Below are 26,247 nucleotides of genomic sequence, written 5' to 3' on the forward strand. Positions count from 1 at the left end.
GTCACTATTCGTGCCGCGCCGACGAGTCTGGATCAAGGCCACCCCGGCCGAGGACGGCTCGCTGCGCCTCGAGTACGCCGGACTCGCCCGAGGCGAGGACCCACAACTCGTGCGAACGGTTCGAACGGTCGCAGACCGTCACGCGCCACTCGACTAGAGCGGGCTGCTCGCTGCCCTAAATCCCAACGACCTCGGGGCGTCCACCCATCGGGCGGTCCTGAGGAAGATGTAGTGCTCACCGTCAGCGCTGTTTTCACGCCTCGGATCTTTGTCCGTTCCGACGTCGTTTGGGCGCCATGGCGCCGGTGTCAGGTCGCTGGCGTGCATCCCGTGTAGGGATCCCCACGCGGGACGGTCGGATCACCGGGGTTGATCCGCCCCTCCCGTACAGGGCTGGATCAGCCCGTCAAAGGGCGCCCGTGGATTGTCTGGTCGCGAACGCGAGGTCGAGGAAGGGTAGATCGTCGCGTGCGATGACGGCCGTTATGTGGCGACCCTCGAGTTCGGCTCCGATACCGAGGACGTGAGCGTCGGTATCAAGTAGAACCCCGTTTTCCGGTCGGCTGTCGACGCTGACTGCCACGCCACGCTCGACCGCAGCCGCGGTCGCTCCGCCTAGCAGTTCCCCTGGCAGCGTCCCTTGGACGCGCGTATCGCGGAATCGGTTCCTCAGCACGTGATTCACATGATCCGTCAGCGTTGATTCGATCGTTCGTGGACCGGGGTCCTTCGGGTCGATGAGCGTCGTCAGCACTGCTTCCCAGAGCATCGGGAACTGGAGTCGAGCTCTTATCTCCATGAGTCGTGCGGGAAGGGGGCGCACTGGTGGTTCGTCGAGCTGAGTGCGCAGCTCGCTGCTGATGTCGGCCAGGTTGGCGGGATCGTCTCGGTTCTCCGGTCGGCGCCAGAGGGTGTAGGTGATCGCCGCGGAGAGGTAGCGGCTCTGCTCGTTTGTGGTGTGCACGATCGTCCCAACAGCGATCTCTTCGACGGAGGGTTGCTGCTGCAACGTGAACAGCGCACCAGGGAATCGAGTGGTCACTTCATCAAGCGACGGCGGGTACGGGTCCTCAAGGCTGGAGTGCACGGCCTCAGCCTGTTCGAGCCACGGCAGCTTCGCAACGGGTCACTGGATGACGGAGTGGGTAGCCGCGTCGATGTGCTCTGAGCCCGATCCGCTCCGGCCTCGTTCAAGCACGTCAGGACCATGGAAGACGCCTGTCCCGTAAGGGGATCGCTCATCGGGCGTCCGTTGGGGGGTCGATCAGCGGGCGCCTAGGTTGTCGCCTGGTTCGATGTCTGCTAGCCGGAGGGTGTTTGCGTAGAGCGGGCCGGTGCTCCATATGGCGATGGTTGCCCAGCCGAGGTCGGCGTGAGTGACGGAGCCTTCCGGGATCGCACGAGTGAAAAGTGCGTAGTCGGTGCCATCAAGGGTGAGTGGTGTGACGCCCCAACTGTCACGGTCTTCGGCGAGGGCGGTTGATCGCGTGTCGGCAGCTTGTACCGCGGCATCCGCCTCGTGCCGTTGTAGTTCCTCCGGGATCGCTTCGAGGAGGAGACTGCGGATCGAGAGGGAAGCGGTTGCTACCGGGTCTGTCACCTGCCCATGGACGGAAGATCGAGGCCCAATTCGTAGCCCGGTGCGCAGCATCGTCCGGACGAAGCAGGGGCCGGTTTGTGGCCCCCGGTCGATGGCGATCGTCAGTTCGTCGGTCGGTCCGTCGTCGGTGTTGCCCGCGGCGGTGATCGACCATCGTTCTTGTTCTGCGAGGGGGATGAGTGTCTGCATGTGCTCATCCAACCCGAGCCCGCTGCCCCGCCAAGGTTTCGCGTGGTTCGGGTCGACGTCGCCCCGGGCGGGCACTGCTGGTTGGCTAGCCGTTTTCTCGTGTCGCCCGGTCGGGGTGGAGGTGCTGCTAGTTCTCCGAGCTTGCAGAGAGGGTGGAAGTCGTTCCTGGTGGGAGGTAATTGCCGGCGAGGTGGATGAGGTTTCGGGCTGGCATCCAGCCGTGCTCGCGGGTCTCGGTGTGGTTGAGGGTCTCCACGAACAGCTCGAAGTCTCGGTCGCCCTTCGTGTCGTGAATCCAGGCCAGAACCTCCTCGACCGAGTCGGCGTCCGTGATCCGCTGCGGGTCATGCGTCACCGCCAGCTCGTCATCGGCGCCAATCCAGAAGCAGACCCAATAGGTCAGCGGCTCCTCGCGCTGCGCGTCAAAAAACGCTTCGTTCCATTCGGCTCGCATCAGCCCTCCCGTGTCCATCTTGACGATAGCTCTGCCAGCGCCGCGGCGTCCGTTGAGGGGTCGTTGACCGGTCGCCAGCGGTGGAGGGGTTGGTCTGTCGGTACTCGCGGAAGCCTGCACAACGCTTCGTGCCACCCCGACGCTCGTGCAGACGACCGTGAACATTCAGATGTTCAAGGTCCCCTGCACAACCGACTCGAGCGGGCCTACCTATTCCGCAACGAGATCGTCTAGCGGTGCGTTTCGGCATGTGCGCCACGCTCGGAGGCACCGCGCTTATGCTGCGGAGATGGTTGCAGTTCCGCAGTCGTTCCGGTCGATGCCGAGATGGTGGAGCGATGAGAGGGGCCGGGAGTGGCTCGATCGTCTCCCGCTTTTGGTTGATCGTCAGTGCGAGAGGTGGGGCCTCACGGTCGACGGCGAGTCGATACACGGGTCGAACGCTCTCGTCGTCCCTGTCCTTCGGGGGCCGCAGGTCGCGGTTCTTCGCCTGGCTCCGCTCGGGGATGACGTCGCGACGGAGGTCGCTGCGCTGGCGCACTGGGACGGTCGCGGAGTCGTGAGGCTGCTCGACGCCGCTCCTGATGCCGGGGCCTCACTGCTCGAGCGGTTGGACCACACGCGGTCACTCGCCGACGAACCCTTGGCCGCGGCCGTCGTCACGCTCGGCGAGCTGACCCGCCTTCTCGCGATCCCGGCGCCGGCGGCCGCGCCGAGCACTCGAACGATTGCACGAGAAGCCGTGGAGCCCTTTCCGAAGGAATGGGATGCTCTTGGACAGCCGACGTCGCGGATTCTGCTCGAGGAGGCGGTGAGAACGGCTTCCTGGCTTGCTGAGCGGGACGCGCCGTCGACGTCGGTCGACGGCGACCTCCACTTCGAGCAGGTCCTCGCGGGTGGCCGCTACCCGTGGACTGTGGTCGATCCGGTACTGCTCCAGGGTGACGGCGAATACGACGTCGGCCGAGTCTTGTGGTCGCGGCCAGACGAGCTCGACACGGACCGCGACGTGCTCACGGCCTTCAAGGCGTTCGTCACGGCCGCCGATGTGCCAGCGGAACGAGCGCGAGCCTGGGCAATTGTCCGATCGATGTCTTACCTACTCTGGGGGCTAAGGAACGGTCTGACTCTGGACCCGCCGAAATGCGAGCGACTGCTCCGGATCTTCATCCGCAACTCTGAGTGAGACGTCCCGTATGGGGATCGTTCAGTGGGTCGTCTCTCCGCCGGGTTCGGCGGTTCAGTGAGAGAGTGCCCTTGCTGTCAGCTCGCGCAGACCTACAGGTTCTTGCCGAGCTGGGTCCAGCCGCAGTGTTCAGCCCGGAGTGCGCAGCGGGCCGGGCCGAACAATTAGCTAGCGAAGGACCGTGTAGCAGCTGCTTCAACCGGTGTGTTTGGGCGAGCCCCAGGGTTCCAGGTGCGTGATGGGTAGACGAGGGCGAGACCGGCAGCTGCAATCCAGCACGCCGTCCAGAGGCCGTGTCCGGGAGTGCCGTCGGCGCTGCCCCATTCGACCCAGAAGAACCCGGGGTCTGCCACAGGGCAGGCGAGAACAACTGCTGCAACCGTCGCTACCCCTGCGGGAACCCAGGGAACGAGGCGTGCGACCACCAGGGCTACAACGACCAGAGCGAGGGCGCCCCAGAGGTACAGAAGGGGCATGAGGTCGTAGGACGACATGGCGTCAGCGCAGGACGGGTTCATTTTATTCCATCTAGCGCCTGTGCATGCCTGCCAGTAGGACGACGTTGCCCAGGTCACCCACAGCGCGACGCCCATGAGCGTAGCTGCGCACGCCAACCGGACCAGAGCCTTGGTGTGCTGACGTCGCCCCACGCTCGAAATGCTAGTCCGCCGACCGTCCCGCTGAACGATGGGTTACCGGTCGGGCAGGTGATCATCCGGATTGATGTCCGCTCGCTGTAGAGGTCCGTCGTAGACGCTGCCGGTGCTCCACATGGCGATGACGGCCCACCCGAGGTCGGCGTGTGCGATCGTGCCCTCCGGGATGGTGCGCGAGAAGAGGGCGTAGTCGATCCCGTCGACAGAGAGTATCGAGACGGTCCATCCGTCTCGGTCTTGGGCGAGAGCGAGCGAACGAGCTTCGACTTCCTCGATCACGGCGACCCCATCGCGCTTTCGGGAGTCTGTGGGGAGCGTGCCGAGGAGGAGACAGCCGGCGGCGAGGGAGGCGATCGTCACAGGGTCGGTCACCATCCCGTGTACGTGACCGCGGGGTCCGACGCGAGTCCCGGGTCGCACCATAGTGCGGACCGAGCAACGCGCGACGTGCAGTCCGCGATCGATCGCGATCGTCGTGTCTTCATCGGTGCCGGCGCCATGAGTCGTGGTCCACAGCTCGCGGCCTGACAGAGGGATGAGCGTCTGCATGTGCTCATCCAAGCCTGTGTCCGTGGTCGTGCCAAGGAGTCGTCGCTCATTCACGCTGCCTTGCTCCGGGTGGTGTCCGTTAGGGGATTGCCACCCGGGCGGATGGGGCCGTTTCGTACGGCTCCCATTACGTTCGGGCTGGTGCCGGACATGTACTCGGTATGAGCACCCGAAACGGAGCACCCGTGGCCGACCCACTCGACGACCTGATCCGCCGCGCCGCACCACCCACCCGCCAGTCGTATCCCGCGTTGCGCGGCGATGCGGACCGTCTTGCTCGCCTGACGATCGAGGAGGTCGGCGACAGCACCCGTCGTCCGCGGCGACGTCGCAACCTGTGGCTGGTCGGCGCGCTGAGCGTCGCCGGCCTGAGCCTAGGCATCACGGGCGCGGTGGCAGGCCCCGCGATCCTCGACTGGGCAGGCTTCACCCCCGACGCAGCCGTGCAGCGCTCCTTCGACCTCGGAGACGGGCAGGGCAACGTTCTCTGCCAGGTCGCGATTCGCGTCGAGCCGGACTACTCCGCCGGCCAGGGCGCAGACGTCGAGCGTGAGGCGCGCGAAGCGCGCGTCTTCCTCAGTACCCACGACTGGGACCCGACGATCGCGAGCGTCGACGCCGAAGCCAGACGTACCGTCATCGAGCAGGAGCAAACAGAGGCAGACACCCGTGGCTTCACGGCGGATCCTGGGATCGCGGTGACCCGGCTGATCGCGGACCGCATCATCGAGCAGTTCAGAGAGGCCGGATACGGCGAAGGCGTGTCCATTGAATCGGCTGGCGGCTGCAACATTACCGAGGAGCAGGCGCCGTGAAGGCGAAGAGGACCGCCGTCTTGAAGGCCGTCTACCTCGCCAACGCCTCCGACCTGCTCAGCTACTTCGAGCGACGCGTCTCGCCCGTCGCGGACGCAGCGGATCTACTCAGCGACACCTACCTCGTCGCTTGGCGCAAAGTCGACTCCATCCCAACGGATCCCGAGCAAGCACGAATGTGGCTGTTCGGCGTCGCCCGCCGCACCCTCGCCAACGCTCAGCGGGGAAATGCCCGCCGCTCCGATCTGGCCATGAAATTCGCCGGGACATTGCGGGCGATGCCACTCGAGGACCCCACCGCGGAGCATCTCGACGTCCGACGAGCGCTCGACGCGATCGCTCCCGACCAGGCGGAGCTCATCAAGCTCGTGCTCTGGGACGGATTCACCGTCATCGATGCCGGCAACATCCTCGGCCTCTCCGCCAGCACCGCCCGCGGACGATACCAACGCGCCCGCACAGCTCTCCGCGAACTGCTCACAGAGAACGAGCTCGTCACGGACGGCACCAGCTAGCTAGGCGACGTCGAACGCACCCCGTTCCGTAAGGGGATCGTTGACCGGCAGAGGGGCTCTCCGCTATGTCCTCGCTCGATCTTCCTGCGACTCGGTGATGAGCTCCTGCTTGCGTTCGGCTCTGAGCGCGACGACGGTTCCCGCGAGAGCGAGGGCGGCGGCTACGGTGAAGAGGGCGGTGGCGTCCCACCTGTAGTGGTGGATCGTGATCTCTGGCGAGGTCTCGCTGGCTGCGTCGGTGCAGGACAGGGTATTGCCGGGCTGCGTCCAGCGGTCTCCTGTGGCATCGTCCAGTACAGCGTCGTCGGGGTGGATCCGCACCGTTGAGTCGTTCGGAATTTGCTGTCTAAGCATCGCTTCGACTAGGCGCTGATTTTAACAATAGATGATACTAAGAAAGAAATCCCGAGAACAAGCATTGCTATAGAAACAAATAATACGGTGGCCGGGGTTGATGACCTGGCGACACGTTCCGCCCTGTTCCCGTAAATTCTCCGTATCATCCTCGCGTTGAAGCGCGCGTAAGCCTTTCCTTTCCATGTCAGCAATATTGCGGCGGTAATGAAAATAATGCCTGCTACTAGTTGAATATATCGTTCGTCCATTGGTTATACTTCTCTTCTGCTCGTAGGGACAACGCACTCGTCGCCACAGGAGAAACCCGAAGCGGCGATTCTGTTGCCGGCCGCCCGCTCACCGCCAGCAGTTCTGGTCGTGGGAAAACCTAGCTCTTCCGGCACGCCTGATGAGCTGCGTGGAGTTGGACCCAAGCAGTGGGCGGTGTAGCTCGACATGTCCCGTACGGGGATGGGTTACCGGTCAGCGCAGCTTCGGCGCGCGGACCTGCTCGCCGGGCGCGCTCAAATCGGATACCCGAAGTAGCGTTCGATCCAGCTCGAGTTGCTCATCGCGCGCGGTCCGTCGTATCGGGCCCAGAGCGTTTCTTCGGCAGTGACTGTGAAGTTCACGGTGTCGAGGGCTGCCAGTATCGGTGACAAGTCCTCTGGTTCGACCAGCGCATCGAACTCCTCGCGTGTATACGCTTCCTGGGCTTCGAGGGCAATGAAGCAAAGGCCCCCGTGTCGGCTGATGCAGATGACGAGGTTCGCCGAAGTGCGGTTTGCTGCACCGTCGACCGTGACGTGCGTGAAGGTCGCGGAGTCCTGCCATTCCCAGGGACGATCCGCCGTTACAGCACTGGGAAAGCTCTCATCGAGCAGTGCGACGAGGGCGTCCACCTTTGCCGCCAGTCGCTGACCGTCGAAGTCAACCGGCTCATCGCCGGGCCCAGGGATGTCCAGCTCGCGCAACCGCCGCTCAAGCGCGATTCCCTCTAACCACATGCCTCAAGTCTCTCCCTAGCTGTAGTTCGGCGCCTCCCAGAGCAGTGCCGAAGACGGCGCACGGGTATTTCATCGGAGGATTATCCAGCGGGCGTCCGGTAGGGGATGGTTCATCGGGTGCGCTGGTAGTCACTTGACGCGGTTGGCGAGGCCGAGCTGCCCGCAGACGTCGGAGGTACCGGGAATGACAGCTGCAATGCCGTCGGGCATGACGCAGACGGTCAGTTCGGAGGGAATCTGTCCTGGTCGAAGGTCGACTGGTGAGCCATTCGCCGTGTCGACGTCAAGTGCGCCCTGCCTCCACAGGTCGGAGCAGAACGCGATCGCGTCCGGGATCGGCACCTGATCGCCGCTGCCGGGTATTCCGTCTTGTGTTGCGAGGGCTCCTGTGGTGCCGGGGAACTCGGACCCATTGCGTTCTGCTCGCGCGAAGCAAGCGACCGTCATGGTGTCGGACACCGGCGCTTGGGCGAAGAAGAGTCCGCCCGAGACCGCGGCGAGGATGACGGCCGCGGGAACCGCGGCGATCGCGATCCGGTGACGTCGGTGGCGCCCGCTGCCTGGGTCATTCTCTGCGGCCTGCGCGATCACCGTTCGGAGGGCGAGGGTACGGTCGTGCTCTGGTGCTGTCATGTCAGTACTCCGCGGGTCGGAAGGTGTGGGGAAGTGTCCGCCTGCGTGTGAACTCACCGCGTAAGCGACCTCGGGCGCGGGACAGTCGGGACTTCACCGTCCCGACCGGAATGCGCAGCACGGCGGCTGCTTCCTCGAGGGTGAGCTGCTCAATGACGCAGAGCGCGAGGATCTGCTGATCCGCCGGCCGCAGCATCGTCAGTGCAGCTCTGATGGTGCGGCTGCGTTCGGCGGATGCCGCTGCGGCTGCCACCGTCACTGCTGGATCGGGCGCGTTGACAGGAGGTGGAAGAGTGCGCAGCATCCGCTCGTATCGGCGTCGACCGCGACCGATGTTCCGGGTGACGTTCAGGGCGACGACGAGCAGCCACGCGGCGAGCGAGTCGTTGACGAAGCGGACGTCGGCGCGCTTACGCCACGCCTCAAGGAACACGACGGCCGCGGCATCCTCCGCGTCGACGGACTCCCCGAGCAGTTGACGGCAGTAGGCCCGAACGCGCAGGTGATACCGGTCGAAGATCAGCGCGAATGCCCGCGGATCAGCCCCCGTCGCGCGCCGCCAGACCTCGCGATCCGTCTCCCATTCCACACCCATGCCTAGAAGTGTCCGCTTGATCGAGTTGGTTCCAAATCAAACTCAAGTGATACAACTCGACGTGAAACCGGCAGGGCGTTGAGGAGACGTCAGCCAGTCCCGTTTGGGGATCCTCGAGCGGAGAGTTGCAAAGCGGATCTCGTCTGAGACGATCGGCTCGGATCGGACACCACTAGGCATGAGAACGCCACCGGAAGCAGCAGCACCCGCGCGAGACGCTGCGGCGCGCACTGATGACGCCGCCCTGATGGACGGCGCGAGGCGAGGCGACCGGGCTGCGTTCGGCCGGCTCTACGACCGGCACGCGGCGACGACCTACCGCTACGCCCTCAGCATCGTTCGCACGCCCAGCGACGCCGAAGACGGCGTGCAAGACGTATTCCTCACCACGTGGACGCGGATCAACGACGTCGCGATCGTGGACGCATCCGCCCTTCCGTGGCTGCTCACCACCGCCCGGTTCACCGCGCTGAACCTCGTCCGAACCAAGACCCGTGCACGGAACCGCACCGAGGACGCGGACCTGTCCCTGCACCCGGATCGACGTGGCACCCCTGACGAAGAAGTTGCGAGGCGCCAGCTCGCCGCGGCGATCGAGGAAGCCGTCTCCGAGCTCTCCGACACCGATTAAGCGCTGTACTACCTGTGTATCGAGCAGGGCAGCAGCTACGCCGACGCCGCGAAAGCACTCGGCTCCACCCACGGCGCGGTCCGCAACCGGCTCAGCCGGCTCCGGACCGCGCTCCGCACCACCCTGCGCCCCTTTGAAAGGGAGAACTGATGACCCACGACCTCGGCCCGACCACGGGACAGCTCACCAGGATGCGCGCCACCATCCTCACCGACATCGCTGCCCGCCACCGCTCCACCAAGCGCCGCCGCCTCGTCGGGCTCGGCCTCGCGGCCGTCGTCGCGATCGGCACCAGCGCCGCCGCGATCACCGTAACGCAGGCCAGCAACGACGAAGCCAACACGAGTTTCGACTGCTACTCCGTCGCCGACGTCCGCGCGGACCACACCACGAGCATCCTCGTGGACGACGACCGCAACGCATTCGAGCTGCTTCCACTGTCCGAGCGGGTCGCCGCCGCCCTCGAACGATGCGAAGCGAGCTGGAGCGCCGTCCCCGACGAGCCCTACCCGGGAAGCGGACCCATCAACGTACCTAACCCGACGGTCTGCGTCCTCGCGGACACCAGGCTCGGCGTCTTCCCGAACAGAGCGGGCCAGCCCACTGGCCCCTTCTGCGAAGGACTCGGCCTGGCAGCGCCGGCACTCGCGGCATCTGCCGACTGAGCCATCCCACGGAAGGCGTTACGTCCCGTAAGAGGATCGACTGGCGGGCTATTCCTCGATCGGTTCAGCGCCCTCGAGCGGAGTCAGCGTCGCCCAGAATCCGTTCCCGGAACTGAGGTACAGGCGGAGGGGCTGGTCGGTGTCCATCGGGTCTCCGTCCGGGTAGAGGTCGGTGCCGCTGCACGCATCAGGCATCGACACGACGCGGATTGTCTCTCCTGCAATGAACGGTCCCTTCTCTGTCTCATCCACGGTGACCATGTATGCGGATGCTGCGACGCTGAAGACGCTCTGAGTTCCCGAGGCGCGAGGGGAGGCGGTCGTGATGACCGCTTCGGCGACCTCGTAGCGGGCTTCCGCGGATCCAAAATACGCCCAGCCCGGGCATCCCGACGTCTGCACCGCCGGCGCGCAGCCGGCGGCGGTGAGCAGCGCCGCTCCGGTTGTGAGTGCGGCAGCAACTCGAATGCGGTGACGCGAACCCGAGGTCATGCCGGTGACGCTACCCGCTCAGCTCCGTCCCATATGGGGATCGGCTAACGAGACCGCGTGCCGTACAAGGCGCTCTTCACTCCCCGCCGTTCACTCACCGAATGAGCGAACAAGCTGTGCCCGTCGACGTTCTGCGCGTGCACGGTGCGTCACCGCTGGCGCGATGATGTCGTGCTCGTCGTGGAGGGCGATCCGCGCGTGGTGTCGGTTAATCTCGTCGCTGTCCTCTGCGATGAGTTCGATTGCTCGTCTGGGTCGGTCGGCGCGGAATAGTACTGCCCAGCGCACCTCGACCGACCGGTCGCGCGCCAGCCGGAGCAACTGCTCGTCATTGGGGTACTGGAGTCCGCCCTCTGCGGCTCCGGCGCGGACGGCGCGATCGCGGTCGGTGATGAGACGCTCCATCTGTGTCAGGGAGATGCGGGGGTTGCGCGCGCACATGCCGCGGACAACCGGTGACGGGTCGGTGAGAAGCGACTCGAAGATCTCCAAGTCGTCGGTGGTCTGAGCCGTCCGGCCACGAGTCTCCCCGAAGGGATCCGCCGCGAGTGTTCTCTGTACCGCAAGGGCGAGCGACCTTTGGTCGTCGTCCGCGTACAGGTGGGCAAGGATCGCACGGACCCACTTGTCCGTTGATTTCGCCGCGATCTCGTGGAGTTGCGGGCGTTCACGAAGGCTGCTGGCGGCGGCGAGGCGCACGGCGTCGACGTCATCAGCGAGGAGACGCCCGATCGTCAGGTCATCCGCAGCGGCGTTCTCGGCAACAGCGATGCGCACCTGTTTCGACTCGTGCCCGGCGAGTGCCCGCAGGAGCACAGCGTCCACCGACGACTCTGCCCGAAACTTTGCCGAACGAATTGAGGGCATGACCACGATCATGTCAGCAGGCGTCGCGGTCGATGCGGGGGAACCAGTCCCGTACCAAGGCGGTAGGAGTTTCAGTCTCGATAGCCGATCGTGCACCGGACGGATTCGTTAGGGATTCTCGCTCGCCGGCCCTTCTGTGTCAGCGAGGAAGGCGGCGGCGAGTCGAGCGACCTTCTGGCGGTATCGCTCGCCGGCTCCGATGCCTCGCGCGTCGAGCTCGTCATCGACCTCGACAAGCGGCTGCGCAGCTGCCGGTCCGTCGTGACCGATCCGGTCGTGCACCCAGGATGAGAAGGAGCGGAGATCCCAGTCGCCGGTGAGGAAACGACGGCATGCGACGCGCAGCGCGAGAAGCGGGATCTCCTCACCGTCCCGATCCAATGGCCGCGCGCCCGCTTCGATGAGTGCCGCCGAGCTGAGGTCGAAGACGTCGGCGGGAGTGGCGCTGGAGTAGAGGGACGCGAGAGCGACAAGGGACTCGCTGTCACTCCCTGCTGCGACGAGATTCGCTGCCAGAGCGATCACGTCTCGGGGCTGGACCAGCCCGAAGAAGAGAGCGGCTGTCGTTTCGCGCAGGGTCGGGATCGAAGGGTCATCACGGTCTTCTGCATCGTCTCGCATCCGACCTCCTCCGACCAGTCGCTCGCTGCCGCCCCGCGCTGCTGTCGCGGCGGCGGCGTCAGCGCGACTCGACACGTCGATCGGAACCGGTCGGTGACAGGTCGGCCCGTGGCTGAACCCGTGCTCGAGCTCGTAGACGCATTCCGAGCAGACGTGACCGCCGGCCGGTCCGGCATCCGCGACGTGCTCCACCCACGGGTGAGAGCACGCGCAACAGGCCTCAGCGAGCAGGGAGCGGAACCGAGCGCGGCGCGAACGGCGCGCGTCAGCTCGCGGGCGCCAACGCGAGAGGCCGAACATCCCGTGAGCGTAGCGAGCGCATCGCCACGCCGTCGCGCGCTCCGCCGTGCTTCCATCGCTTCTGGCGTCCCGTAAGGGGGTCGCTGAGCAGGAACTTCTCGAGTCCCGCGGTGCCGATTGTCGGTGCCGTGTGGCGGTACCGTCGTTGCCCCTTTCGTAGAGGACCTCTGTGATCACCGTCAGCAGGTAAGGGTGAACCTGACGAGCTGGAGACCAACGCTCGTCGCAGTGATGGCAGCGAACGCGATGAGCGACGCCGCCGGACGAGACGGCACTCTGCGTCTCTTGGACAGCATGAGGATGCTGGATGCGCCGAGCGCCCAGGCAGGTGTGCTGAGTGCGGCGATGAGGAGCAGGACGGGTCCGCCTGTCGGAGGCGGTCCAGGGTCATCCATCTCCGCGAAGCCCATCAGCCCGGCGATGAGGATCGCTAGTCCCGAGAACGTCACGATTCCGAGGATCGCTGTGAGGAGGAGGGCGTAGGGGAGCGCGGTCGATGTGAGCGCACGCGCGGTCTTCGCCGCCGCATAGACGGATCCTCCGATAACGAGCAGGGCGCCGAGGTACCAGGCTGCTGCGCTCAGCGGGATCTCGCGCGGCCGGCAGTCCGTCATGGCTGGTGAGGCGAGGGTCAGCAAGCTCGCGCCGGCCTGAACGAGAAGCGCGGCGACAACGGTGAGAACAATCGCCGTCGCACCGGCGATCCGCCTCGCGCGCAACCGTGCATCGTTCTGCTGGTCGGTCATGGGCTCGAGGGTAGCTACCCCAGTCGGATAAAGAGGTCTAGTGGAGGCGGCCGCCCTCCATGGGACCGTCAACCATGCGTCCGGTAGGGGATGCTCCACCGCGACAGATCCACTGTCTTGACGCAGGCACGAACGTGCTCACTCATCGCCTCATCACCATTGACGGTCCCGTGAGGGATCCCTGGCCGGCTGATGAGGTCGTGCTGTGGCCGGATTTAGCTGGTGAGTTGGCGGACTTGTTCGATGGAGAGCTGGCGGTCGGCGTAGAGGACGATTCGAGCGGTCGGGTCTGGGCTGTGCGCATCCGGACCTTCCCACCTCCGCTGGAGGCCGAGTCGCTCAATCGTGCGGCGGGAGCGTGCGTTGCGTTCTGCGACGACCGCGGTGACGGGCAGCTCCGGTCGGAGTAAGTGGGCGAGTTCGATGCCGGTGAGGGCGACTTCCTGCGCGTAGCCCTTTCCCCAGTGGTCGGGGTGGAGGGTGAACGCCACGTTCCAGGCCGCGTCGGAGAGGAGGGTGCATCCGCCCATTCCGATCAGATCATGGTTGTCGGTGGGGGAGTCGCGCCGGCGGATCACCCAGCTGCTGAGTCCGTCTTGTGTCCACTGGGTCCTCCGGTACGCGATGACGGCCCGGGTCTGATCGGCGGAGAGATGGAGGAGGAGCGGATCTTCTTCCGCGATCCGCGGATCGGTGTAGAGGCGGGACAGCTCGTGGAGGTCGGTTTCGGCGGGCCGGCACAGTCGGAGTCGGTCGGTGAGCACGTCGAGGTCCCCTGGGGCGCAGGCCTGTCCGTCGCTCACGATCATGGGACGAGGATTCCACGTTCCGACCACTCGACCAGCGTTATGTGCGCGTGCGATCCGTCGCGGGAGGCCGCCCGTACGGGGACGGGCTAGCGGTCAGTCCTGCGCAGTGAACTCGATCTCGGGTGCTGCCCCGTCCGCCAGGAGGAAGTAGCCGATGAACACGACGTCTTCGCTCGTGGTGTCGAACTTGGAGACGATGACCCCGGCAGGCTCGTAGAAGACGTCGCCGGCGCGAAGGGTGGTTTGTGCCTCCTCACCGATCTGGAATGTGACCGACCCCCTTTCGATGGCTCCGAAGACAGGGCCGTTGTGAACGTGAGCACCGCCCTTCGTGCCAGCTGCGATTGAGATTCGGCGCACCTCGACGTGGGACACGTCCATGCCGCCTGCAAGCGACTGGTGGAGAAGAGTTGATCGAGTGATGGGCGATTCAGTCATGGTCACAGCCTGGTCGGACGGATCGCTCAGACGTGGGTCGTCGGACTCAGGAAATACGGCTCGCAATGTGCGGTTCTCGCCAACGGCCGCGTGGTCCGACACCCCCGCCGCTGCCGGAACTTGTCTCGATAGCCGATGGGCTAGCGCGTCAGACCCAGCGTTTCTCTGCAGACCTAAGTGCTCGTTCCGAGGGCTGCGGGGACAGCAGGTCACCGAGCTCGCGCTTCGCCTTCTGGTACCGACTGCGCGCCGTTGACGGCGGGACGGAGACGATCTGAGCTGCCTCGCTGAGAGAGAAGCCGTCCCAGTGCACCAGTCGCACGAGCTCTGCGAGCTCTGGAGCGAGCTTGTCCAGAGCTGCCCGTACGTCGAGGGCGATGTCGGAGGGTTCTGCGATCACGACGGTGGGGTCGATGGTGCCGCGGAGCTTCTCGGCGAGGAGGTCTTGGCGCCGGCGGGTCCTGCTGGTGTTCAGGACGACGTTCCGCGCGACCCCGAACAGCCAGAGGCGGGCGTCCTCGTCTGGCAGGGGCATGGATGACGATCGGCGCCACGCGATCGTCATTGTCTCGGAGAGCGCGTCGGGAGCGTCGTCGGCGCCGACTCGGCGTTCGAGGTAGTTCAGAAGGTCACGGGCTGTGGCGTCGAGGATCGTGACCACGCGATCGGCTCGGGTGTCGCGGCGGCTCACTGGGTGCGGTCTGCCTGGGTGAGGTCTGCGCAGTCGTCCTGGCTTCCGAAGGAGAGATCCGATCCGGTGACGGGATCGACCACTCCTCGATCTTCGAGCTCGTCCCAGACGACGTTGATGATCGCGCCCTCCACGGCTTGGCGGTACAGCTCATCTTCGGAGTACAACTCGGTCGCGGGCACCACGGTGTCGCCGTCGTCGCCGCGGACGGTCACGTCCCGGGCGACGATCCGAGCAAGCTCGCCGTCGACGTCCGCGAGGGCGAGCACGTCGGTGGTGCGAAGCACGTCCTGCATCTCCTTGATGTCCTCCGGGTCGCCTTCCTTGGCGACGCTTCGGAGCTCGCATTCTCTTCCGCTGGGCAGGGTGAAGTGGACAACGGAATCCGGATTCGCCACCCACGGCTCCCACCCCGAGAGCGTCGCTGCCGCTGCTGCACCCGTGCCGCCCAGCGTGAGAGCGACGACGGTCCCGATCACGAGCGCACGAGGCGTCGCCTGTCGCCTGCCGCGTCGCGCGTTCCACTCCGCTCCGCGAATCATCTCTCGAAGAGAGGAGTCGGAGACGGCTTCCGCCAGTGGGGTCGGCGGCGCCGATTCGTCCAGGAGCGCGTTCATCGCCCGATCGCTGCCCGCGTCGTGAGGTTCGGTGGTCATGATCTGCTCCTGTGCGCTCGAGTGGCCTTCACTCTGTACATGTCCGGCAGGACCCCGAATTGACGACGCGACGATGGAATCAGTCGAGAGTCTGTCCCGTAAGGGGATGGCCATCTGACGGAGCTAGACCTCGGCTTGGAGTTCCGACTTCAGCTGTTGTCGAAGTCGCGCGTATCGGGTCCGGATCGTGGAGGGGTTTTTCTCGAGGATGCGTGCGGCTTCTTCGAGGGTGAAGCCTTCCCAGTGGACCAAGCCGATGATGTCGCGATCAACGGCGGGCAACCTCTCGATGAGGTGGTGGAGGTGCGCGCTGATGTCGTCCAGCTGGTCGTGGGCCGGGTTGTGAACGACAATCTGGTCTCGGAGGCGGTCAACGAGGCTGGTTCGGCGGCGATTCGAGCGGTGGTGAGTAGCGAGGACTCGGCGTGCGACCCCGTAGATCCAGAGCGTCCCTTCGTTGCCGGCGGGTACGTCTTTCGCGCGGCGCCAGACGGTGAGCATGGTCTCGCTGAGGAGGTCGGGGGCGTCATCCAGGGGAGCTCGGCGGGAGAAGTAGCGCAGTAGCGGTTCCGCCTGGGCGAGAAGCAGGAGCTCCACCCGTCTGGCGCGCTCGTCGTCGCCTCGCCGCGTCGAGGAGGCTTTCGATGACAGCTGGTCGTCCAGGGTCACCGCAGTTCTCCTTCGCAGTCGGATTCGGCTCCGCTCAGCATGTCCTCGGGCACCAGTTCGTCGGGGACTTCGGCCCAGATCACCGTGGTCAGAGCCGCCCCGAACGAGAACTTGTCGAGGTTGGCCAGCGTGAGGCCGGCGGCCTCTTCGCTGTTCCGTGGGATGTAGGGATGTGCGAGGGCTTCTTCGTAGACGCGCTGGCCGATCCCTGACCAGTCGTGCTCAGCGATGAAGTCCTTTACCGCTGCCGGGTCGCTCGTGCCGCCGATGCCGGCCTCGACCGCGTAGTGACAGCTGACCTGTCGACCCGAGTCGGTCGTGTAGTTGATCGGGACGATCGCGTCCGCATCGAATCCCACGGTGAAGACGACGGCCCCGGCTGTCGTCGCGGCGAGGACACCGATCACGGGGAGGATTAGAAGCGGGCGACGCCACCACGGACGCCGTGGTGTCGCGCTCTCCGCGGTGGCGGACACCAGGTCCTCAATAACAGTGCGAGACGCGAGCCCACCTATCGGACTACGTCCCGAGCGGGCCAGGAACTCATCGAATCCGTCGTCGTCCATCGTTTCCTCCTCGAGCAGACCTTGCTCTTCACTATGGACATGGCCGGTCGGGCGCGGAACGTCTCAGGAACGCCGTCCAAGTTCTAAATGGTTGGCTTCCGCCGCGCGGCCGACGTCCCGTATGGGGATCGTTCAGCGAGACGTCCGCGAGCGGTGATGGAAGCCCGTGAGGGCACTCGGCTGGGACGGGGCTGACGTCGTTCGTGACTGGGTGCCGCGTCCTTGGAAGACGAAGCAGATGGCGGAAGCAACCTGCGCGAGGGGTGGCAAGTAGGCACAGGCGACGATGGCGACGATTTCCGCGCGCGTCGGCGTATCAGCGAGTTCAGCGATTATCGCGGCCCCGAGGAGCTGCGCGAGGAGCGATACTCCGATGATCCACAGGGCAGATTGTCGGAGGAGTCCTGCGCGCGTAGCGGCAATCGCACCGGCGAACGGTCCTGCGGTAGCGGCAATCAGGACTATGAGCGCGAGTGTCGTAGGAGTGAAGACCTGCACTTTTGGCCATGACAGGAGATACGTCGTTACCGACGCTCCGCACGCAACGGCGATGAGGGCGAGAGAAGCGACGCGATGCCCGCGGCGCAGCGCGATCGCCGCGGCGACGATCCATCCGATGGCGACGATCACACCGACGAAAGCGACAGCTCCTGACCAACCCAGCGCGATGGTTGCGACGTTGCCTGTTCGGGCCGCCAGCAATGCGAAGCGTGCTGGCACGTCGAGCACGGCAATGTACAGAACTGCCGCGATGGCGAATGTGATGCCGGTCGCTGTGGTCGGCAGGCGCGCTCGTCGGAACGGCGCGACGGCCGTCTCGAGGACGCCGGACCATGCGGGCGTTGCGCGGTCGACTCGAGAAGGGCCGAATCGACCCAACGCGTCGTCTCGGTCGAGGTAGGCGCTGATCGCCGACTCTGCGTTCCGTTCCCGCCACTCAGACGGATACCAGCGCAGGGAACGCCGGTAGGCGGTTGCGCCATTCATGCGGTCGCGCTTCGCCCGAGACCGCGCACGGCGCGAGCGGCGGCTCTCTCCATCACGGCGAGCCGCTCCGCATCTATGGCGAGTCGCGCGGAACCGGCATCGGTGAGTCGGAAGTAGCGCCGCGTACGACCGTTCACTTCCTCATCCCCGTCTGGACGAACGAGTCCCTGGCGCTCCAAGCGGTCTAGTGCGGCATAGAGAGTGGGGATCTTCAAGAGCATGGTGCCGTCTGACAGGCGTTGCACCTCGGAGACAATTCCATAGCCATGCGCTCGCCCCTGCGCCAGGACCGTCATGATCCATAGTCTCGGCTCTCGTATTTCCTCCACGGTGGCACCATACTCTATTTTGCAGAGTATCGTTGCTGCCGATCAAGCGTCTCACTGAGAGATCGCAGAACGGGCGGCTGGTCAGACGTTCGGGGCAGCGGCGTCAGCGCGACTCAACACGTCGATCGGAATCGGTCGATGACAAATCGGCCCGCTACTGAACTCATGCTCGAGCTCGTAGACGCACTCCGAGCAGACGGAGCTGCCGACCGCGCCGGCGTCCGCGAGGTGCTCTACCCAGGGGTGCGAGCACTCACCGCAGGCCTCAGCGAGTAAGACCCGGAACCGGGCGCGGCGCGAACGGCGAGCGTCAGCTCGCCGGTGCCACCGCGGAAGGCCGACCATCCCGTGAGCGTAGCGAGCGCGCCAGCAAGTAGTCGCGCGCGGCGCCTTATCCGCTCCGCCTCTGGTGTTCCGTTTGGGATCGCTGGCCGGGCGTCTGGGAGGATCAGCGCATGTTGCTGGACGCCGAGCTTGCCGCAGCGCTCGAGGCTGTCGGGATGCGGCGGCGTCATCCGGTTTCGGAGTACGACTACCGGATCGATGACGTGCGGCTGGTCGCTGGTCTGCTCGACTTTCGGCTTGTGCAGGTCGGCGGTCACACGGCTCGGATCAGGATCGCGTTGCCGTCGTCGGGAAATGATCAGCCCTGGATCTATGCCACCCCGCGAGATGCTGCGGACTGGACTTCGCAGCTGCTCGTGTGGATCGATGAAGAGGTGGGGACCGGTGGGCTTTCCGGCGGACGACTCCGAGTTGAGGAGGGCGGCGTGACGTACCTGGTTGTCGCGCCCTACGGCTGGCGGAGGGCCAGCGAGGAGGAGCACATAAGACTGCTTGACGGGACACGCGCGTAGAGGGCGTGCTTCCGCGGCTCGGAGGGGCGGATCAACCCCGGTAATCCAACCGTCCCGCATGGGGATGGTTGGCCGGGCGCCTAGACGTCTGCGGGCAGCGGTATCGTCCCGCGAAGCCTGTGGCGGTGAAGCTCGCACCGTCGATCATTACTCCGACGTTCGGGCCGGAGGACATCAGCGCGGGATGTTCCTACTGCGCTCGGAACTGGCGCTGGTCGCTGCAGTAGCAGTGATGGCCGCGAGCGGCTGTCCTGCGGAACGCTGCCGCCCGCGCCCGCGCGCGGCGCATCCCGCGCGCCGGGCTGGTGCGGGGAACGGCCCTCCCGCAGACGCCAACTTGCAGCTCGCTGCCACGAACACTGTCCCACTGATGATCTTCGAAGGGCATGCGTGTCCCGCTGCCAAGCCCGGGTGTCGGCAACACCCAGGGTTGTATTGCCGAGCTATGCGGAGTAGACCTAGACGTGCACGACGACCGCTCACAAGGGGTGAGCGCGGGGACTTGGATGAAGGTCGTAATAGTCATGCACACCTCACGAAATCGGTCCGCTGGCAAAATCGCCACGGTGTTCGTTGCGCTCGTCCTGGGTACGGTTGTCGCACCTGCCGCTGCGTTGCGGAAATTCCCGGTTCGGACTGAATCACATCATCGCTCGCGGCCACTTTGACGCGGACACCAACTTCGATATTCAGCAGACACTCAGCTACGGCCTCTACGCACCCGGGAGCTCAGGCTCTAAGACGCTCTACGACGCGAACTGCACACCCGTCTACTTCGTTCTCTTCGGATATAACGCCTACAACGGCTCCGATGCCCTCGCTAACCCCATCGGCATCGTCAACGCCTACAAAATCGACAGCACCATAAACACCCGATCTACCAGCAGCACCGCCGCCGCACCCATCATCCAACCGCCCTACGGGACCGGATGCCCCGTCTACACCCCGATCGAGAACGATTGACCGACACCCGCGACCTCGCCGACGTCGTGGGGTGGATGCGCCGCCACTACTCCACCCCGTACGACGTCATCGCGGCTACCGCAACCCACAGCTCAAACGGATGGAGCGTTGACACAACCATTCGAGCTACACCCACCTCCACTGACGAGGTAGTGAATCTCGACCAGTGGGACCCTGCCGCAATCGATTCCCTGACCACCGGAGGCGACCTTGCAGTCGAAGCCTTCGCGCTAATCTTGCACGCCAACCTCATCGAATGGTGGGATACGGAACGACCGAAAACGTCGACGCGATACTGAACCACTAAACAATGTGACGAATCAAGCATAAGATCCGAGCAGACACCCCCTGCGAGGCGACGGACGGAAAGCAGCTGATTGCTCCGTTGAGCGGCTCTTCACCGGCACGCCGACAGCATCACGGGCCGCCGACCGACTCGACCCTTCCCTCGGCAGCTCCCAGAACCGCGCCACCCCGGGCACGCTGCTTCAACTTCGATCCCATCGCCAACACTCCGACTCACGGTGGTATTGCAACGACCGGCTGAACCCAAGTCCCCCTAACGGACACCTCCGGAGTAGATGAGGACAGCCGCTCCGGCGTCGAGGAGCCTCTCCGGCCCCTGTTCGATGCGCGAGGATTTGGACATGCGTACCGATAGGGAATCGCTCTCCGCGTCGAGCGGGAGCCTCGCGCCCGCAGCGCGAGGCTCCTCTGACCCGGCCCGGCTCGAACGGGCTGCCACCCTCACCGTGCTGCGGGCAGGACACCCCCTTACTGGATTAGGGGTGCCTTGGGCGGGCGCATTCGACGGTAGTGCGGCGCGAGCCTCGGAGGGCTAGTGCGTCGATGCGTCCGGCGTCCGATGAGGGGTCGTCATCCGGCCGCCCAGGATGGCCGCGCATGAGTGTCGTTACTCGCGGACGCATGCACATCGCTTCGCGCCATCCCGGCACTCGTGCAGACGACCGTGGGCATTCAGATGTTCAAGGTCCCCTGCACAGCCGACGCGAACGCCGCCGAACGGTTCCACAAACGGACCGTCCTTCGGGCGTTAGGGGGCCACTGGAAATTTGTGCAGCGTCGTCAGCTGCTCTGGCGAATCAGGTGATCTTCTCGGCCTCGCGGAGCACTTGATCGACGTCGGCGCCGACGCGCCACCGCTCAGTAGGCGGCGGCAGCTGCTCGCTGGCGGGTCATCCACACTTCCCGTACGCCGTCCTCGATCTTCGCGTCGCCGGCGATGAACCCGTGCCGGCGATAGAAGGCCTGCGCCCGAGGGTTGGGGTCAGCCACCCAGAGCCCTGTACTCACGTCCGGGTCAAGGACGGCCTCGAGGAGCGCCGCGCCGCCTCCTCGGCCATGCACCTCGGAGAGCGTGTAGAGAAGGTACAGCTGCTCGGCCACGCCGGAAAATCGGTCGAGCGCGGGTCCAGCCATCGCTACACCGACAACAGCGCCCTCGAGCTCCGCGATGGCGATCCTGTTTCCCGCGTACAACGGGTCGGTGAGCGCGGCCGTCCAGAAGTATTCACGCTGGCCGAGTAGTGCGGGGTCATCGAGCACGGCGTCGCTCATCACGCCGCGGTAGGTCTCCTTCCACGACTGCACGTGAACGCGAGCGATCGCCCTCACGTCCTCTGGTGACGCCCTCCGCACCAGCACTCCTGACTCCATGAAGAGAGAGTAGGGGCGTGACCTCGTGGGTGCGCCGTTCCGTCAGGGGGTGGCTCATTGGAGCGTCTGAGCGCCGATCGTCGTCGTTCCGCCATCCGCGTTCTCGATGGTGATGCGTCCATCGAGGAGAAGGGTGTCGTCGGTACTAGGCCACCAGGCGGACCACCACCCGTTAGAGATGGTCGCCGCGACCTCATGACCGTCCTCGGTTAGCGTGACGCTGGCGACGTCCTGACCGACCTCGCCCGCGGCGAAGCCGTAACCGTCCGGTGAGAGGTGCCCTCCTGACGCGAAGAGTGTGACCGAGTCGGATGAAGGAGCCTGTGTGGCGTTGCCGGGGCCGTCGAGCAGTAGATAGGTCGGGACGGTGGCGCTCTCTCCAACGCACCAGGCCACGTAGGGACCGCTCTCGACGAGCACTGATTCGACGGTGCCCCGTGTGTCCGCCGACACGACGTCAGCTGGCTCGGAGGTGTTCGAGTTGGCGTCGAGGGTGTCGATGCAGTTTTCAAGGACGGAGGAGCTGCGTGCGCCTGCCTCCGGTTCAGGCGTCCAGCTCGCCAGGCCCGAAGGGGAGATCCCCCCTGCGCTCAGCGCCACCGTGCTGACGGGAGCCGCTGGACGACCGGCGATCGCCGCGACGGCGACGAGAGACGCAGCGAACCCGAGCGCGCACACGCCCACGATCAGCCGCCGGCGGATATCCGTCCTCGGGCTCTCGTGGGGTGTTGTCTCGGACTCGATGCTGACGAGGATGCGTTCGTGGAGTCGCTCCGCGTCGGCCGAGTCGTCTCCTCGGCGTGCGGGGTCGGCCCGCTTGAGGGCGTGCAGTTCGTCGGTGGGCGTCATGAGAGACCTTCCGTGGGGAGCGCGGTGAGCCGCGCACGGCTCGGCCGGGTCGGGTCGAGGATCGCCGCGTACCTCTTCTTCGCCCGCGACAGGCGCATCGAGAATGCGGCACGACTGCACCCGAGCACTTTCGCCGCCTCCGCGTCCGAGAGGTCCTCCCAGACGTGCAGGGCGAGCACCTCCTGGTCCGCCTCGGACATCGATCGCAGCGCGTGGAGCGCATCGATCTCGGCGGAGCTGTCGGCATCGGCTGCGCCCGGTAGCCAGACGCGCTCAGCGACAAGATGCTCGCGCGCCTCCCGCCGGACGGCGTTGCGCAGAACGTTCGAGGCCGTGGCGAAGAGCCAGGGACGCGGATGCGCGGGAAGGTCCCCGCGCCGGCGCCACGCGATGAGGAACGTTTCGGCCACCACGTCGTCCACAAGTTGCTCTGGGGCGCGACGCCGGACATAGCGGATCAGGTCGTCGAAGTTCGCCGCGAACAGCTCCTCGAAGACGTCGCGATCGTCCTTCTCCACGTGCACCCCCTCGCCCCTCACTCTGTACATGTCTGCACGACGAGGAGTTGCAACACGACGAACGCGCAGCGTTGCGAGGACGCTCCGGATCGTCCCGAAAGGGGATCCCCACGCGGGACGGTCGGATCACCGGGGTTGATCCGCCCCTCCCGTACAGGGCTGGATCAGCCCGTCAAAGGGCGCCCGTGGATTGTCTGGTCGCGAACGCGAGGTTGAGGAAGGGTAGATCGTCGCGTGCGATGACGGCCGTTATGTGGCGACCCTCGAGTTCGGCTCCGATACCGAGGACGTGAGCGTCGGTATCAAGTAGAACCCCGTTTTCCGGTCGGCTGTCGACGCTGACTGCCACGCCACGCTCGACCGCAGCCGCGGTCGCTCCGCCTAGCAGTTCCCCTGGCAGCGTCCCTTGGACGCGCGTATCGCGGAATCGGTTCCTCAGCACGTGATTCACATGATCCGTCAGCGTTGATTCGATCGTTCGTGGACCGGGGTCCTTCGGGTCGATGAGCGTCGTCAGCACTGCTTCCCAGAGCATCGGGAACTGGAGTCGAGCTCTTATCTCCATGAGTCGTGCGGGAAGGGGGCGCACTGGTGGTTCGTCGAGCTGAGTGCGCAGCTCGCTGCTGATGTCGGCCAGGTTGGCGGGATCGTCTCGGTTCTCCGGTCGGCGCCAGAGGGTGTAGGTGATCGCCGCGGAGAGGTAGCGGCTCTGCTCGTTTGTGGTGTGCGCGATCGTCCCAACAGCGATCTCTTCGACGGAGGGTTGCTGCTGCAACGTGAACAGCGCACCAGGGAATCGAGTGGTCACTTCATCAAGCGACGGCGGGTACGGGTCCTCAAGGCTGGAGTGCACGGCCTCAGCCTGTTCGAGCCACGGCAGCTTCGCAACGGGTCACTGGATGACGGAGTGGGTAGCCGCGTCGATGTGCTCTGAGCCCGATCCGCTCCGGCCTCGTTCAAGCACGTCAGGACCATGGAAGACGCCTGTCCCGTAAGGGGATGGTCGACCGGACGGCCGGTAGGGGTCGTTCTCACATGCTCGTCCGCGCGGTCGACGTGAGGAACGGGGTGGTTAGTACCGGCGGATAGAGACGTTCTCACCGAGGCTCGTCCAGTCGAGGCCATCAGCGTCGTCCGGACCGGCGCCATCGGTGTGTATCTGAACGACCCATGCTCCGTTCAGCGACAACTCATCCCCGCAGCCGCTTCCGTCTTCGTTGTCGCCTTCTCCGTCCACGATCACGCACCGGCCTCCGGTCGTGATCTGCGACCCGATCCAGACGTCCAATCCGTCGGCTGAGCCGACGTAACGGATCGAGGCGGGGTCGTAGCCGTCTCCTACAGTGCCGACGTCGGGAAGAGCGTCTCGCTCGTCTTGTGCCCGCTTGAAATCGGAGTAGGCCTCGGTGTCGGGGCCGGAACACCCGGCCATGAGCGTCGTCGTGAGCGCCATCACTGCGGCTCCGGTCACCCACCTCAGGCGCGTTGTCGATTCCACCGCATCCCCCTGTGCCTCGTCAGCACAACGTACCGCGCTGCGAAGGAGAGGAGCGCTGGCACTGTAACGATGGGTCTTCTTCCGAGTCTCGCACCCACGGGAGAGTCGATGGAGCGTTCCGTATGGGGATGGTTCACCGGCACGCAAGGTTCTAGTTGTCCTTGACTCTGCGACCCGCGCCGCGCCCGTCTCCGCCGGCAATCCAGTCGTTGACCGCTCGAGCTACGTGAGTGTTGTGACTTGCGGCCCATGAGGGATCGTTGGATGCGGACGTGAAGGCGATCATCGGTGTGTGCCGGATGCGGCCGTGACGGTCGCGCCAGTGCAGGACCATCAAGCCGGCTTTTTGGCGCACTCGGATGGTCTGGTCGCGAGGGACGCGTCGGGACCACCAGACCCCGTGGACGGTGAGGTCGTTCTCTCGCAGGCTGACGCCGCTGAAAACAACCCACCGCGCAGCGAGCGGTATGACGACCGCGAAGATGACGATGAAGACCAGCTGCTCGTCCAGCGCGAGGCCGGGCTTCCATACTGTCGCTGCCGGCACGCAGATCAGAGCTGCGGGCAGGAGTATGCCGAAACGGAGCTGGATATTCGGGCGAAACCGCACGAGCGCTGATTTTAGGGGGCGCCCGCCCGTTCGTCGTTCCGCACAGGGGTCATTCAGTGGCCGGTGAGCGGGCGGGTGCTGCTCTCGCCCGCGCTGTGCGTCGCGGCCCAGAGCAGGGCGGCACCGGCGGCCCCCGTCGGTCTGTCGCGTGCGGCGTCAGCGAAGTCTCCGTTTCTCGACCGCATCGCCACAGGCCGCGTGTCCACAGCGCGTGACGCTCCGGCTGCGGATTCCGGCTAGCAGCTAGCGAACGCCGCGGGCACGCTCGTAGCACCGGTAGAGCACGATCGCGCCGACGGCTGACACGACGAGTCCGATCAGAAAGCCCACGACCAGGACCGGGCTGAGTTGGCCCCCGGTCTGATCCAGGTCCGCACGAACGCCGGCCTGAAACCCCGCCACTGAGCAGATCAAGGCGATCACGACACCCGACGCGAGCAGGCTCACGCCCTTGAGCACTTCCACCATGACCACCCCCGGTCGTGAAGCTACCGCAGAGTGTTCCACCCCGCGACCGCCTCGTCCCGTAGGAGGATCGATCAGCGGGACGCTTTCAGCGGACCGCTCGAAGAGGCTTGGCGTCGTCGTCGCGTGCTGGTGATGCCGCCAGGGTTGACCGCAGGTCTTCTCGTGCTCGTTGATAGCGGGTGCGTGCGGTGGACGCGGGGAAGCCGAGGAGTTGTCCGGCTTCGGTGATGGAGAAGCCGTCCCAGTGGATGAGGCGGACGAGCTCGGCCTGTTCTGGCGCGAGCCTGGCGATCGCGTCGCGCACGTCGACTCCTTCGTCGGCGGGGCGTCCTTCGGTGGGAGCGGTCGCGAGGACGCCGCGGAGCCGGCCGGAGAGGTCGGTTCGTCTGTTCGAAGTGCGGGTGCTGTTCGAGAGGACGTTCCGGGCGATGCCGAAGAGCCACATCCTCGACTCCTCCGCGGTGCGGGGGAGGGCGCCGACACGGCGCCATGCGGTGAGCATGACGTCCCCGAGCGCGTCGGCGGCGTCCTCGAGAGGGAGGCGGCGTTGCAGGTACTTGAGCAGGTCGGGCGAGGCGACGCGCAGAGCCTCACTGAGTCGCTCCGCCTCATCGGACTTCTGGCGGGTCACCAGGTCGCTCCGGGGCAGTGGGCCTCGCCGGCGATGCTGAGGTTCGCGGCGTCGACGGCGACGTCCTGCGCAGCAAGTTCGGCGTCGAGAGCGTTGCTGATGATGCGCCCGACGGCGGTCGAGTACTCCCGGTCGGCGTTGTAGAACTCGGTGCCGTAGCCGGCCGGCGTGCGG

Annotated in this window: 37 protein-coding genes; 9 read left to right on the forward strand and 28 right to left on the reverse strand. The window is 65.6% G+C overall.

Annotated elements, in window-relative coordinates:
* Positions 1-157, forward strand: a 157-nt coding sequence (locus tag C5C44_RS17545) for a cytochrome c biogenesis protein ResB (RefSeq protein ID WP_146084363.1), incomplete at its 5' end; no start/stop codon positions are given.
* A gap of 249 nt (positions 158-406) precedes the next feature.
* Here the strand turns inward: C5C44_RS17545 and C5C44_RS15815 are convergent.
* From C5C44_RS15815 to C5C44_RS15820, 3 genes are all read right to left on the reverse strand, one after another.
* Positions 407-1,087: a hypothetical protein gene (locus C5C44_RS15815; protein ID WP_104336181.1), complete on the reverse strand. Its 681-nt coding sequence runs from the start codon at positions 1,085-1,087 to the stop codon at positions 407-409.
* Positions 1,088-1,264: 177 nt separating this feature from the next.
* The gene (locus C5C44_RS16795) at positions 1,265-1,789 is read right to left on the reverse strand and encodes a hypothetical protein (RefSeq protein WP_146084364.1); all 525 of its coding nucleotides are present in this window, start codon (positions 1,787-1,789) and stop codon (positions 1,265-1,267) included.
* Between the two features lie 127 nt (positions 1,790-1,916).
* The gene (locus tag C5C44_RS15820; RefSeq protein WP_104336182.1) at positions 1,917-2,261 is read right to left on the reverse strand and encodes a hypothetical protein; all 345 of its coding nucleotides are present in this window, start codon (positions 2,259-2,261) and stop codon (positions 1,917-1,919) included.
* Positions 2,262-2,532: 271 nt separating this feature from the next.
* Here C5C44_RS15820 and C5C44_RS15825 point away from each other — a divergent pair, with 271 nt between their 5' ends.
* Positions 2,533-3,429 (forward strand): aminoglycoside phosphotransferase family protein, encoded by an 897-nt coding sequence (locus C5C44_RS15825; RefSeq protein ID WP_104336183.1) that lies wholly within the window; start codon positions 2,533-2,535, stop codon positions 3,427-3,429.
* 692 nt (positions 3,430-4,121) lie between these two features.
* Here the strand turns inward: C5C44_RS15825 and C5C44_RS15830 are convergent.
* Positions 4,122-4,460 carry a hypothetical protein gene (locus C5C44_RS15830; RefSeq protein WP_146082451.1) on the reverse strand — a complete coding sequence of 113 codons (339 nt, stop codon included), beginning with the start codon at positions 4,458-4,460 and terminating at the stop codon, positions 4,122-4,124.
* Between the two features lie 359 nt (positions 4,461-4,819).
* Here C5C44_RS15830 and C5C44_RS15835 point away from each other — a divergent pair, with 359 nt between their 5' ends.
* Positions 4,820-5,449 (forward strand): hypothetical protein, encoded by a 630-nt coding sequence (locus C5C44_RS15835; RefSeq protein ID WP_104258120.1) that lies wholly within the window; start codon positions 4,820-4,822, stop codon positions 5,447-5,449.
* Complete coding sequence (locus C5C44_RS15840; protein WP_104263150.1) at positions 5,446-5,964, forward strand: RNA polymerase sigma factor; 519 nt, start codon at positions 5,446-5,448, stop codon at positions 5,962-5,964. Before C5C44_RS15835 ends, C5C44_RS15840 begins: the two co-directional genes overlap by 4 nt.
* Positions 5,965-6,027: 63 nt before the next feature.
* Here the strand turns inward: C5C44_RS15840 and C5C44_RS15845 are convergent, their stop codons facing one another.
* The 4 genes from C5C44_RS15845 to C5C44_RS15860 all read right to left on the reverse strand — a co-directional run bounded on the left by C5C44_RS15845 (position 6,028) and on the right by C5C44_RS15860 (position 8,535).
* Positions 6,028-6,318, reverse strand: coding sequence for a hypothetical protein (locus tag C5C44_RS15845; RefSeq protein WP_146083030.1), 291 nt, complete (start codon positions 6,316-6,318; stop codon positions 6,028-6,030).
* A gap of 506 nt (positions 6,319-6,824) precedes the next feature.
* Complete coding sequence (locus C5C44_RS15850; RefSeq protein WP_104336184.1) at positions 6,825-7,307, reverse strand: hypothetical protein; 483 nt, start codon at positions 7,305-7,307, stop codon at positions 6,825-6,827.
* A gap of 129 nt (positions 7,308-7,436) precedes the next feature.
* Positions 7,437-7,898: a hypothetical protein gene (locus tag C5C44_RS15855; protein ID WP_146078858.1), complete on the reverse strand. Its 462-nt coding sequence runs from the start codon at positions 7,896-7,898 to the stop codon at positions 7,437-7,439.
* A 43-nt stretch (positions 7,899-7,941) separates the two neighbouring features.
* Positions 7,942-8,535, reverse strand: a complete 594-nt coding sequence (locus C5C44_RS15860) for an RNA polymerase sigma factor (RefSeq protein WP_104336185.1) — start codon at positions 8,533-8,535, stop codon at positions 7,942-7,944.
* 178 nt (positions 8,536-8,713) lie between these two features.
* On the opposite strand from C5C44_RS15860, the gene C5C44_RS15865 reads away from it, so the two are divergent.
* Genes C5C44_RS15865 through C5C44_RS15870 form a run of 3 tightly spaced genes read left to right on the forward strand, consistent with a single transcriptional unit; the run spans position 8,714 to position 9,831 of the window.
* Positions 8,714-9,166, forward strand: a complete 453-nt coding sequence (locus C5C44_RS15865; RefSeq protein WP_104336186.1) for an RNA polymerase sigma factor — start codon at positions 8,714-8,716, stop codon at positions 9,164-9,166.
* 18 nt (positions 9,167-9,184) lie between these two features.
* A complete protein-coding gene (locus C5C44_RS17550) occupies positions 9,185-9,316 on the forward strand; it encodes a hypothetical protein (protein WP_374953980.1) in 132 nt (43 codons plus the stop codon).
* Positions 9,316-9,831, forward strand: coding sequence for a hypothetical protein (locus C5C44_RS15870; protein ID WP_104223349.1), 516 nt, complete (start codon positions 9,316-9,318; stop codon positions 9,829-9,831). The genes C5C44_RS17550 and C5C44_RS15870 overlap by 1 nt, the downstream gene beginning before the upstream one ends.
* 48 nt (positions 9,832-9,879) lie before the next feature.
* Here C5C44_RS15870 and C5C44_RS15875 read toward each other — a convergent pair whose 3' ends face one another.
* From C5C44_RS15875 to C5C44_RS17485, 12 genes are all read right to left on the reverse strand, one after another.
* On the reverse strand, positions 9,880-10,323 hold the full coding sequence (locus C5C44_RS15875) for a hypothetical protein (RefSeq protein WP_146076925.1): 444 nt from the start codon (positions 10,321-10,323) through the stop codon (positions 9,880-9,882).
* A 90-nt stretch (positions 10,324-10,413) separates the two neighbouring features.
* Positions 10,414-11,202, reverse strand: coding sequence for a hypothetical protein (locus C5C44_RS15880; protein WP_104308778.1), 789 nt, complete (start codon positions 11,200-11,202; stop codon positions 10,414-10,416).
* 96 nt (positions 11,203-11,298) lie between these two features.
* Complete coding sequence (locus C5C44_RS15885; RefSeq protein ID WP_104223346.1) at positions 11,299-11,811, reverse strand: hypothetical protein; 513 nt, start codon at positions 11,809-11,811, stop codon at positions 11,299-11,301.
* A 479-nt stretch (positions 11,812-12,290) separates the two neighbouring features.
* On the reverse strand, positions 12,291-12,857 hold the full coding sequence (locus C5C44_RS15890) for a hypothetical protein (RefSeq protein ID WP_104223345.1): 567 nt from the start codon (positions 12,855-12,857) through the stop codon (positions 12,291-12,293).
* Positions 12,858-13,072: 215 nt separating this feature from the next.
* Positions 13,073-13,666, reverse strand: a complete 594-nt coding sequence (locus tag C5C44_RS15895; protein ID WP_104223344.1) for a GNAT family N-acetyltransferase — start codon at positions 13,664-13,666, stop codon at positions 13,073-13,075.
* A 93-nt stretch (positions 13,667-13,759) separates the two neighbouring features.
* Positions 13,760-14,104 (reverse strand): cupin domain-containing protein, encoded by a 345-nt coding sequence (locus tag C5C44_RS15900; protein ID WP_146076923.1) that lies wholly within the window; start codon positions 14,102-14,104, stop codon positions 13,760-13,762.
* A gap of 148 nt (positions 14,105-14,252) precedes the next feature.
* A complete protein-coding gene (locus C5C44_RS15905; RefSeq protein WP_146078957.1) occupies positions 14,253-14,765 on the reverse strand; it encodes an RNA polymerase sigma factor in 513 nt (170 codons plus the stop codon).
* A gap of 26 nt (positions 14,766-14,791) precedes the next feature.
* Positions 14,792-15,565 (reverse strand): hypothetical protein, encoded by a 774-nt coding sequence (locus C5C44_RS15910; protein WP_146084687.1) that lies wholly within the window; start codon positions 15,563-15,565, stop codon positions 14,792-14,794.
* Between the two features lie 9 nt (positions 15,566-15,574).
* Positions 15,575-16,120, reverse strand: coding sequence for an RNA polymerase sigma factor (locus C5C44_RS15915; protein ID WP_181065503.1), 546 nt, complete (start codon positions 16,118-16,120; stop codon positions 15,575-15,577).
* Positions 16,117-16,686 (reverse strand): hypothetical protein, encoded by a 570-nt coding sequence (locus C5C44_RS17145; RefSeq protein WP_181132886.1) that lies wholly within the window; start codon positions 16,684-16,686, stop codon positions 16,117-16,119. The genes C5C44_RS15915 and C5C44_RS17145 overlap by 4 nt, the downstream gene beginning before the upstream one ends.
* A gap of 132 nt (positions 16,687-16,818) precedes the next feature.
* A complete protein-coding gene (locus C5C44_RS16805; protein ID WP_146084365.1) occupies positions 16,819-17,673 on the reverse strand; it encodes an NAD(P)(+) transhydrogenase (Re/Si-specific) subunit beta in 855 nt (284 codons plus the stop codon).
* Positions 17,670-17,969, reverse strand: a complete 300-nt coding sequence (locus tag C5C44_RS17485) for a PadR family transcriptional regulator (protein ID WP_104223338.1) — start codon at positions 17,967-17,969, stop codon at positions 17,670-17,672. Before C5C44_RS17485 ends, C5C44_RS16805 begins: the two co-directional genes overlap by 4 nt.
* A 488-nt stretch (positions 17,970-18,457) precedes the next feature.
* Here C5C44_RS17485 and C5C44_RS15930 point away from each other — a divergent pair, with 488 nt between their 5' ends.
* The gene (locus tag C5C44_RS15930; protein WP_104223337.1) at positions 18,458-18,859 is read left to right on the forward strand and encodes a hypothetical protein; all 402 of its coding nucleotides are present in this window, start codon (positions 18,458-18,460) and stop codon (positions 18,857-18,859) included.
* A gap of 594 nt (positions 18,860-19,453) precedes the next feature.
* A complete protein-coding gene (locus C5C44_RS16810) occupies positions 19,454-19,822 on the forward strand; it encodes a hypothetical protein (RefSeq protein ID WP_146084366.1) in 369 nt (122 codons plus the stop codon).
* A 1,164-nt stretch (positions 19,823-20,986) separates the two neighbouring features.
* On the opposite strand, the gene C5C44_RS15935 is transcribed toward C5C44_RS16810, so the two are convergent.
* The 8 genes from C5C44_RS15935 to C5C44_RS15970 form a co-directional block, all read right to left on the reverse strand.
* Complete coding sequence (locus tag C5C44_RS15935) at positions 20,987-21,499, reverse strand: GNAT family N-acetyltransferase (RefSeq protein WP_104273610.1); 513 nt, start codon at positions 21,497-21,499, stop codon at positions 20,987-20,989.
* A 54-nt stretch (positions 21,500-21,553) separates the two neighbouring features.
* The gene (locus C5C44_RS15940) at positions 21,554-22,348 is read right to left on the reverse strand and encodes a hypothetical protein (RefSeq protein ID WP_104257707.1); all 795 of its coding nucleotides are present in this window, start codon (positions 22,346-22,348) and stop codon (positions 21,554-21,556) included.
* Positions 22,345-22,866 carry an RNA polymerase sigma factor gene (locus C5C44_RS15945; protein WP_219815180.1) on the reverse strand — a complete coding sequence of 174 codons (522 nt, stop codon included), beginning with the start codon at positions 22,864-22,866 and terminating at the stop codon, positions 22,345-22,347. Before C5C44_RS15945 ends, C5C44_RS15940 begins: the two co-directional genes overlap by 4 nt.
* 172 nt (positions 22,867-23,038) lie before the next feature.
* Complete coding sequence (locus C5C44_RS15950) at positions 23,039-23,719, reverse strand: hypothetical protein (RefSeq protein ID WP_104257709.1); 681 nt, start codon at positions 23,717-23,719, stop codon at positions 23,039-23,041.
* Between the two features lie 219 nt (positions 23,720-23,938).
* A complete protein-coding gene (locus C5C44_RS15955; RefSeq protein ID WP_146076643.1) occupies positions 23,939-24,364 on the reverse strand; it encodes a hypothetical protein in 426 nt (141 codons plus the stop codon).
* 151 nt (positions 24,365-24,515) lie between these two features.
* On the reverse strand, positions 24,516-24,974 hold the full coding sequence (locus C5C44_RS15960) for a hypothetical protein (protein ID WP_104336188.1): 459 nt from the start codon (positions 24,972-24,974) through the stop codon (positions 24,516-24,518).
* Positions 24,975-25,217: 243 nt separating this feature from the next.
* Positions 25,218-25,442, reverse strand: a complete 225-nt coding sequence (locus C5C44_RS15965; protein WP_146084367.1) for a hypothetical protein — start codon at positions 25,440-25,442, stop codon at positions 25,218-25,220.
* A gap of 85 nt (positions 25,443-25,527) precedes the next feature.
* Entirely contained in the window at positions 25,528-26,073 is a 546-nt protein-coding gene (locus tag C5C44_RS15970) for an RNA polymerase sigma factor (protein ID WP_104336190.1), read from the reverse strand.
* Between the last annotated feature and the right edge of the window lie 174 nt (positions 26,074-26,247).

This window comes from Rathayibacter sp. AY1F6 (assembly GCF_002932035.1).
In the GTDB taxonomy this organism is placed as follows: Bacteria; Actinomycetota; Actinomycetes; order Actinomycetales; family Microbacteriaceae; genus Rathayibacter.

Bases quoted from the DNA above. Each gene is read 5' to 3' on its own strand.
- C5C44_RS16795 (WP_146084364.1), bottom strand. From the start codon at position 1,789: ATGCAGACACTCATCCCCCTCGCAGAACAAGAACGATGGTCGATCACC.
- C5C44_RS15820 (WP_104336182.1), bottom strand. From the start codon at position 2,261: ATGGACACGGGAGGGCTGATGCGAGCCGAATGGAACGAAGCGTTTTTT.
- C5C44_RS15825 (WP_104336183.1), top strand. From the start codon at position 2,533: ATGGTTGCAGTTCCGCAGTCGTTCCGGTCGATGCCGAGATGGTGGAGC.
- C5C44_RS15830 (WP_146082451.1), bottom strand. From the start codon at position 4,460: ATGGTGACCGACCCTGTGACGATCGCCTCCCTCGCCGCCGGCTGTCTC.
- C5C44_RS15845 (WP_146083030.1), bottom strand. From the start codon at position 6,318: ATGCTTAGACAGCAAATTCCGAACGACTCAACGGTGCGGATCCACCCC.
- C5C44_RS15850 (WP_104336184.1), bottom strand. From the start codon at position 7,307: ATGTGGTTAGAGGGAATCGCGCTTGAGCGGCGGTTGCGCGAGCTGGAC.
- C5C44_RS15860 (WP_104336185.1), bottom strand. From the start codon at position 8,535: ATGGGTGTGGAATGGGAGACGGATCGCGAGGTCTGGCGGCGCGCGACG.
- C5C44_RS15865 (WP_104336186.1), top strand. From the start codon at position 8,714: ATGAGAACGCCACCGGAAGCAGCAGCACCCGCGCGAGACGCTGCGGCG.
- C5C44_RS15870 (WP_104223349.1), top strand. From the start codon at position 9,316: ATGACCCACGACCTCGGCCCGACCACGGGACAGCTCACCAGGATGCGC.
- C5C44_RS15875 (WP_146076925.1), bottom strand. From the start codon at position 10,323: ATGACCTCGGGTTCGCGTCACCGCATTCGAGTTGCTGCCGCACTCACA.
- C5C44_RS15880 (WP_104308778.1), bottom strand. From the start codon at position 11,202: ATGATCGTGGTCATGCCCTCAATTCGTTCGGCAAAGTTTCGGGCAGAG.
- C5C44_RS15885 (WP_104223346.1), bottom strand. From the start codon at position 11,811: ATGCGAGACGATGCAGAAGACCGTGATGACCCTTCGATCCCGACCCTG.
- C5C44_RS15890 (WP_104223345.1), bottom strand. From the start codon at position 12,857: ATGACCGACCAGCAGAACGATGCACGGTTGCGCGCGAGGCGGATCGCC.
- C5C44_RS15895 (WP_104223344.1), bottom strand. From the start codon at position 13,666: ATGATCGTGAGCGACGGACAGGCCTGCGCCCCAGGGGACCTCGACGTG.
- C5C44_RS15900 (WP_146076923.1), bottom strand. From the start codon at position 14,104: ATGACTGAATCGCCCATCACTCGATCAACTCTTCTCCACCAGTCGCTT.
- C5C44_RS15910 (WP_146084687.1), bottom strand. From the start codon at position 15,565: ATGGCCATCCCCTTACGGGACAGACTCTCGACTGATTCCATCGTCGCG.
- C5C44_RS17145 (WP_181132886.1), bottom strand. From the start codon at position 16,686: ATGGACGACGACGGATTCGATGAGTTCCTGGCCCGCTCGGGACGTAGT.
- C5C44_RS16805 (WP_146084365.1), bottom strand. From the start codon at position 17,673: ATGAATGGCGCAACCGCCTACCGGCGTTCCCTGCGCTGGTATCCGTCT.
- C5C44_RS17485 (WP_104223338.1), bottom strand. From the start codon at position 17,969: ATGACGGTCCTGGCGCAGGGGCGAGCGCATGGCTATGGAATTGTCTCC.
- C5C44_RS15930 (WP_104223337.1), top strand. From the start codon at position 18,458: ATGTTGCTGGACGCCGAGCTTGCCGCAGCGCTCGAGGCTGTCGGGATG.
- C5C44_RS15935 (WP_104273610.1), bottom strand. From the start codon at position 21,499: ATGGAGTCAGGAGTGCTGGTGCGGAGGGCGTCACCAGAGGACGTGAGG.
- C5C44_RS15940 (WP_104257707.1), bottom strand. From the start codon at position 22,348: ATGACGCCCACCGACGAACTGCACGCCCTCAAGCGGGCCGACCCCGCA.
- C5C44_RS15965 (WP_146084367.1), bottom strand. From the start codon at position 25,442: ATGGTGGAAGTGCTCAAGGGCGTGAGCCTGCTCGCGTCGGGTGTCGTG.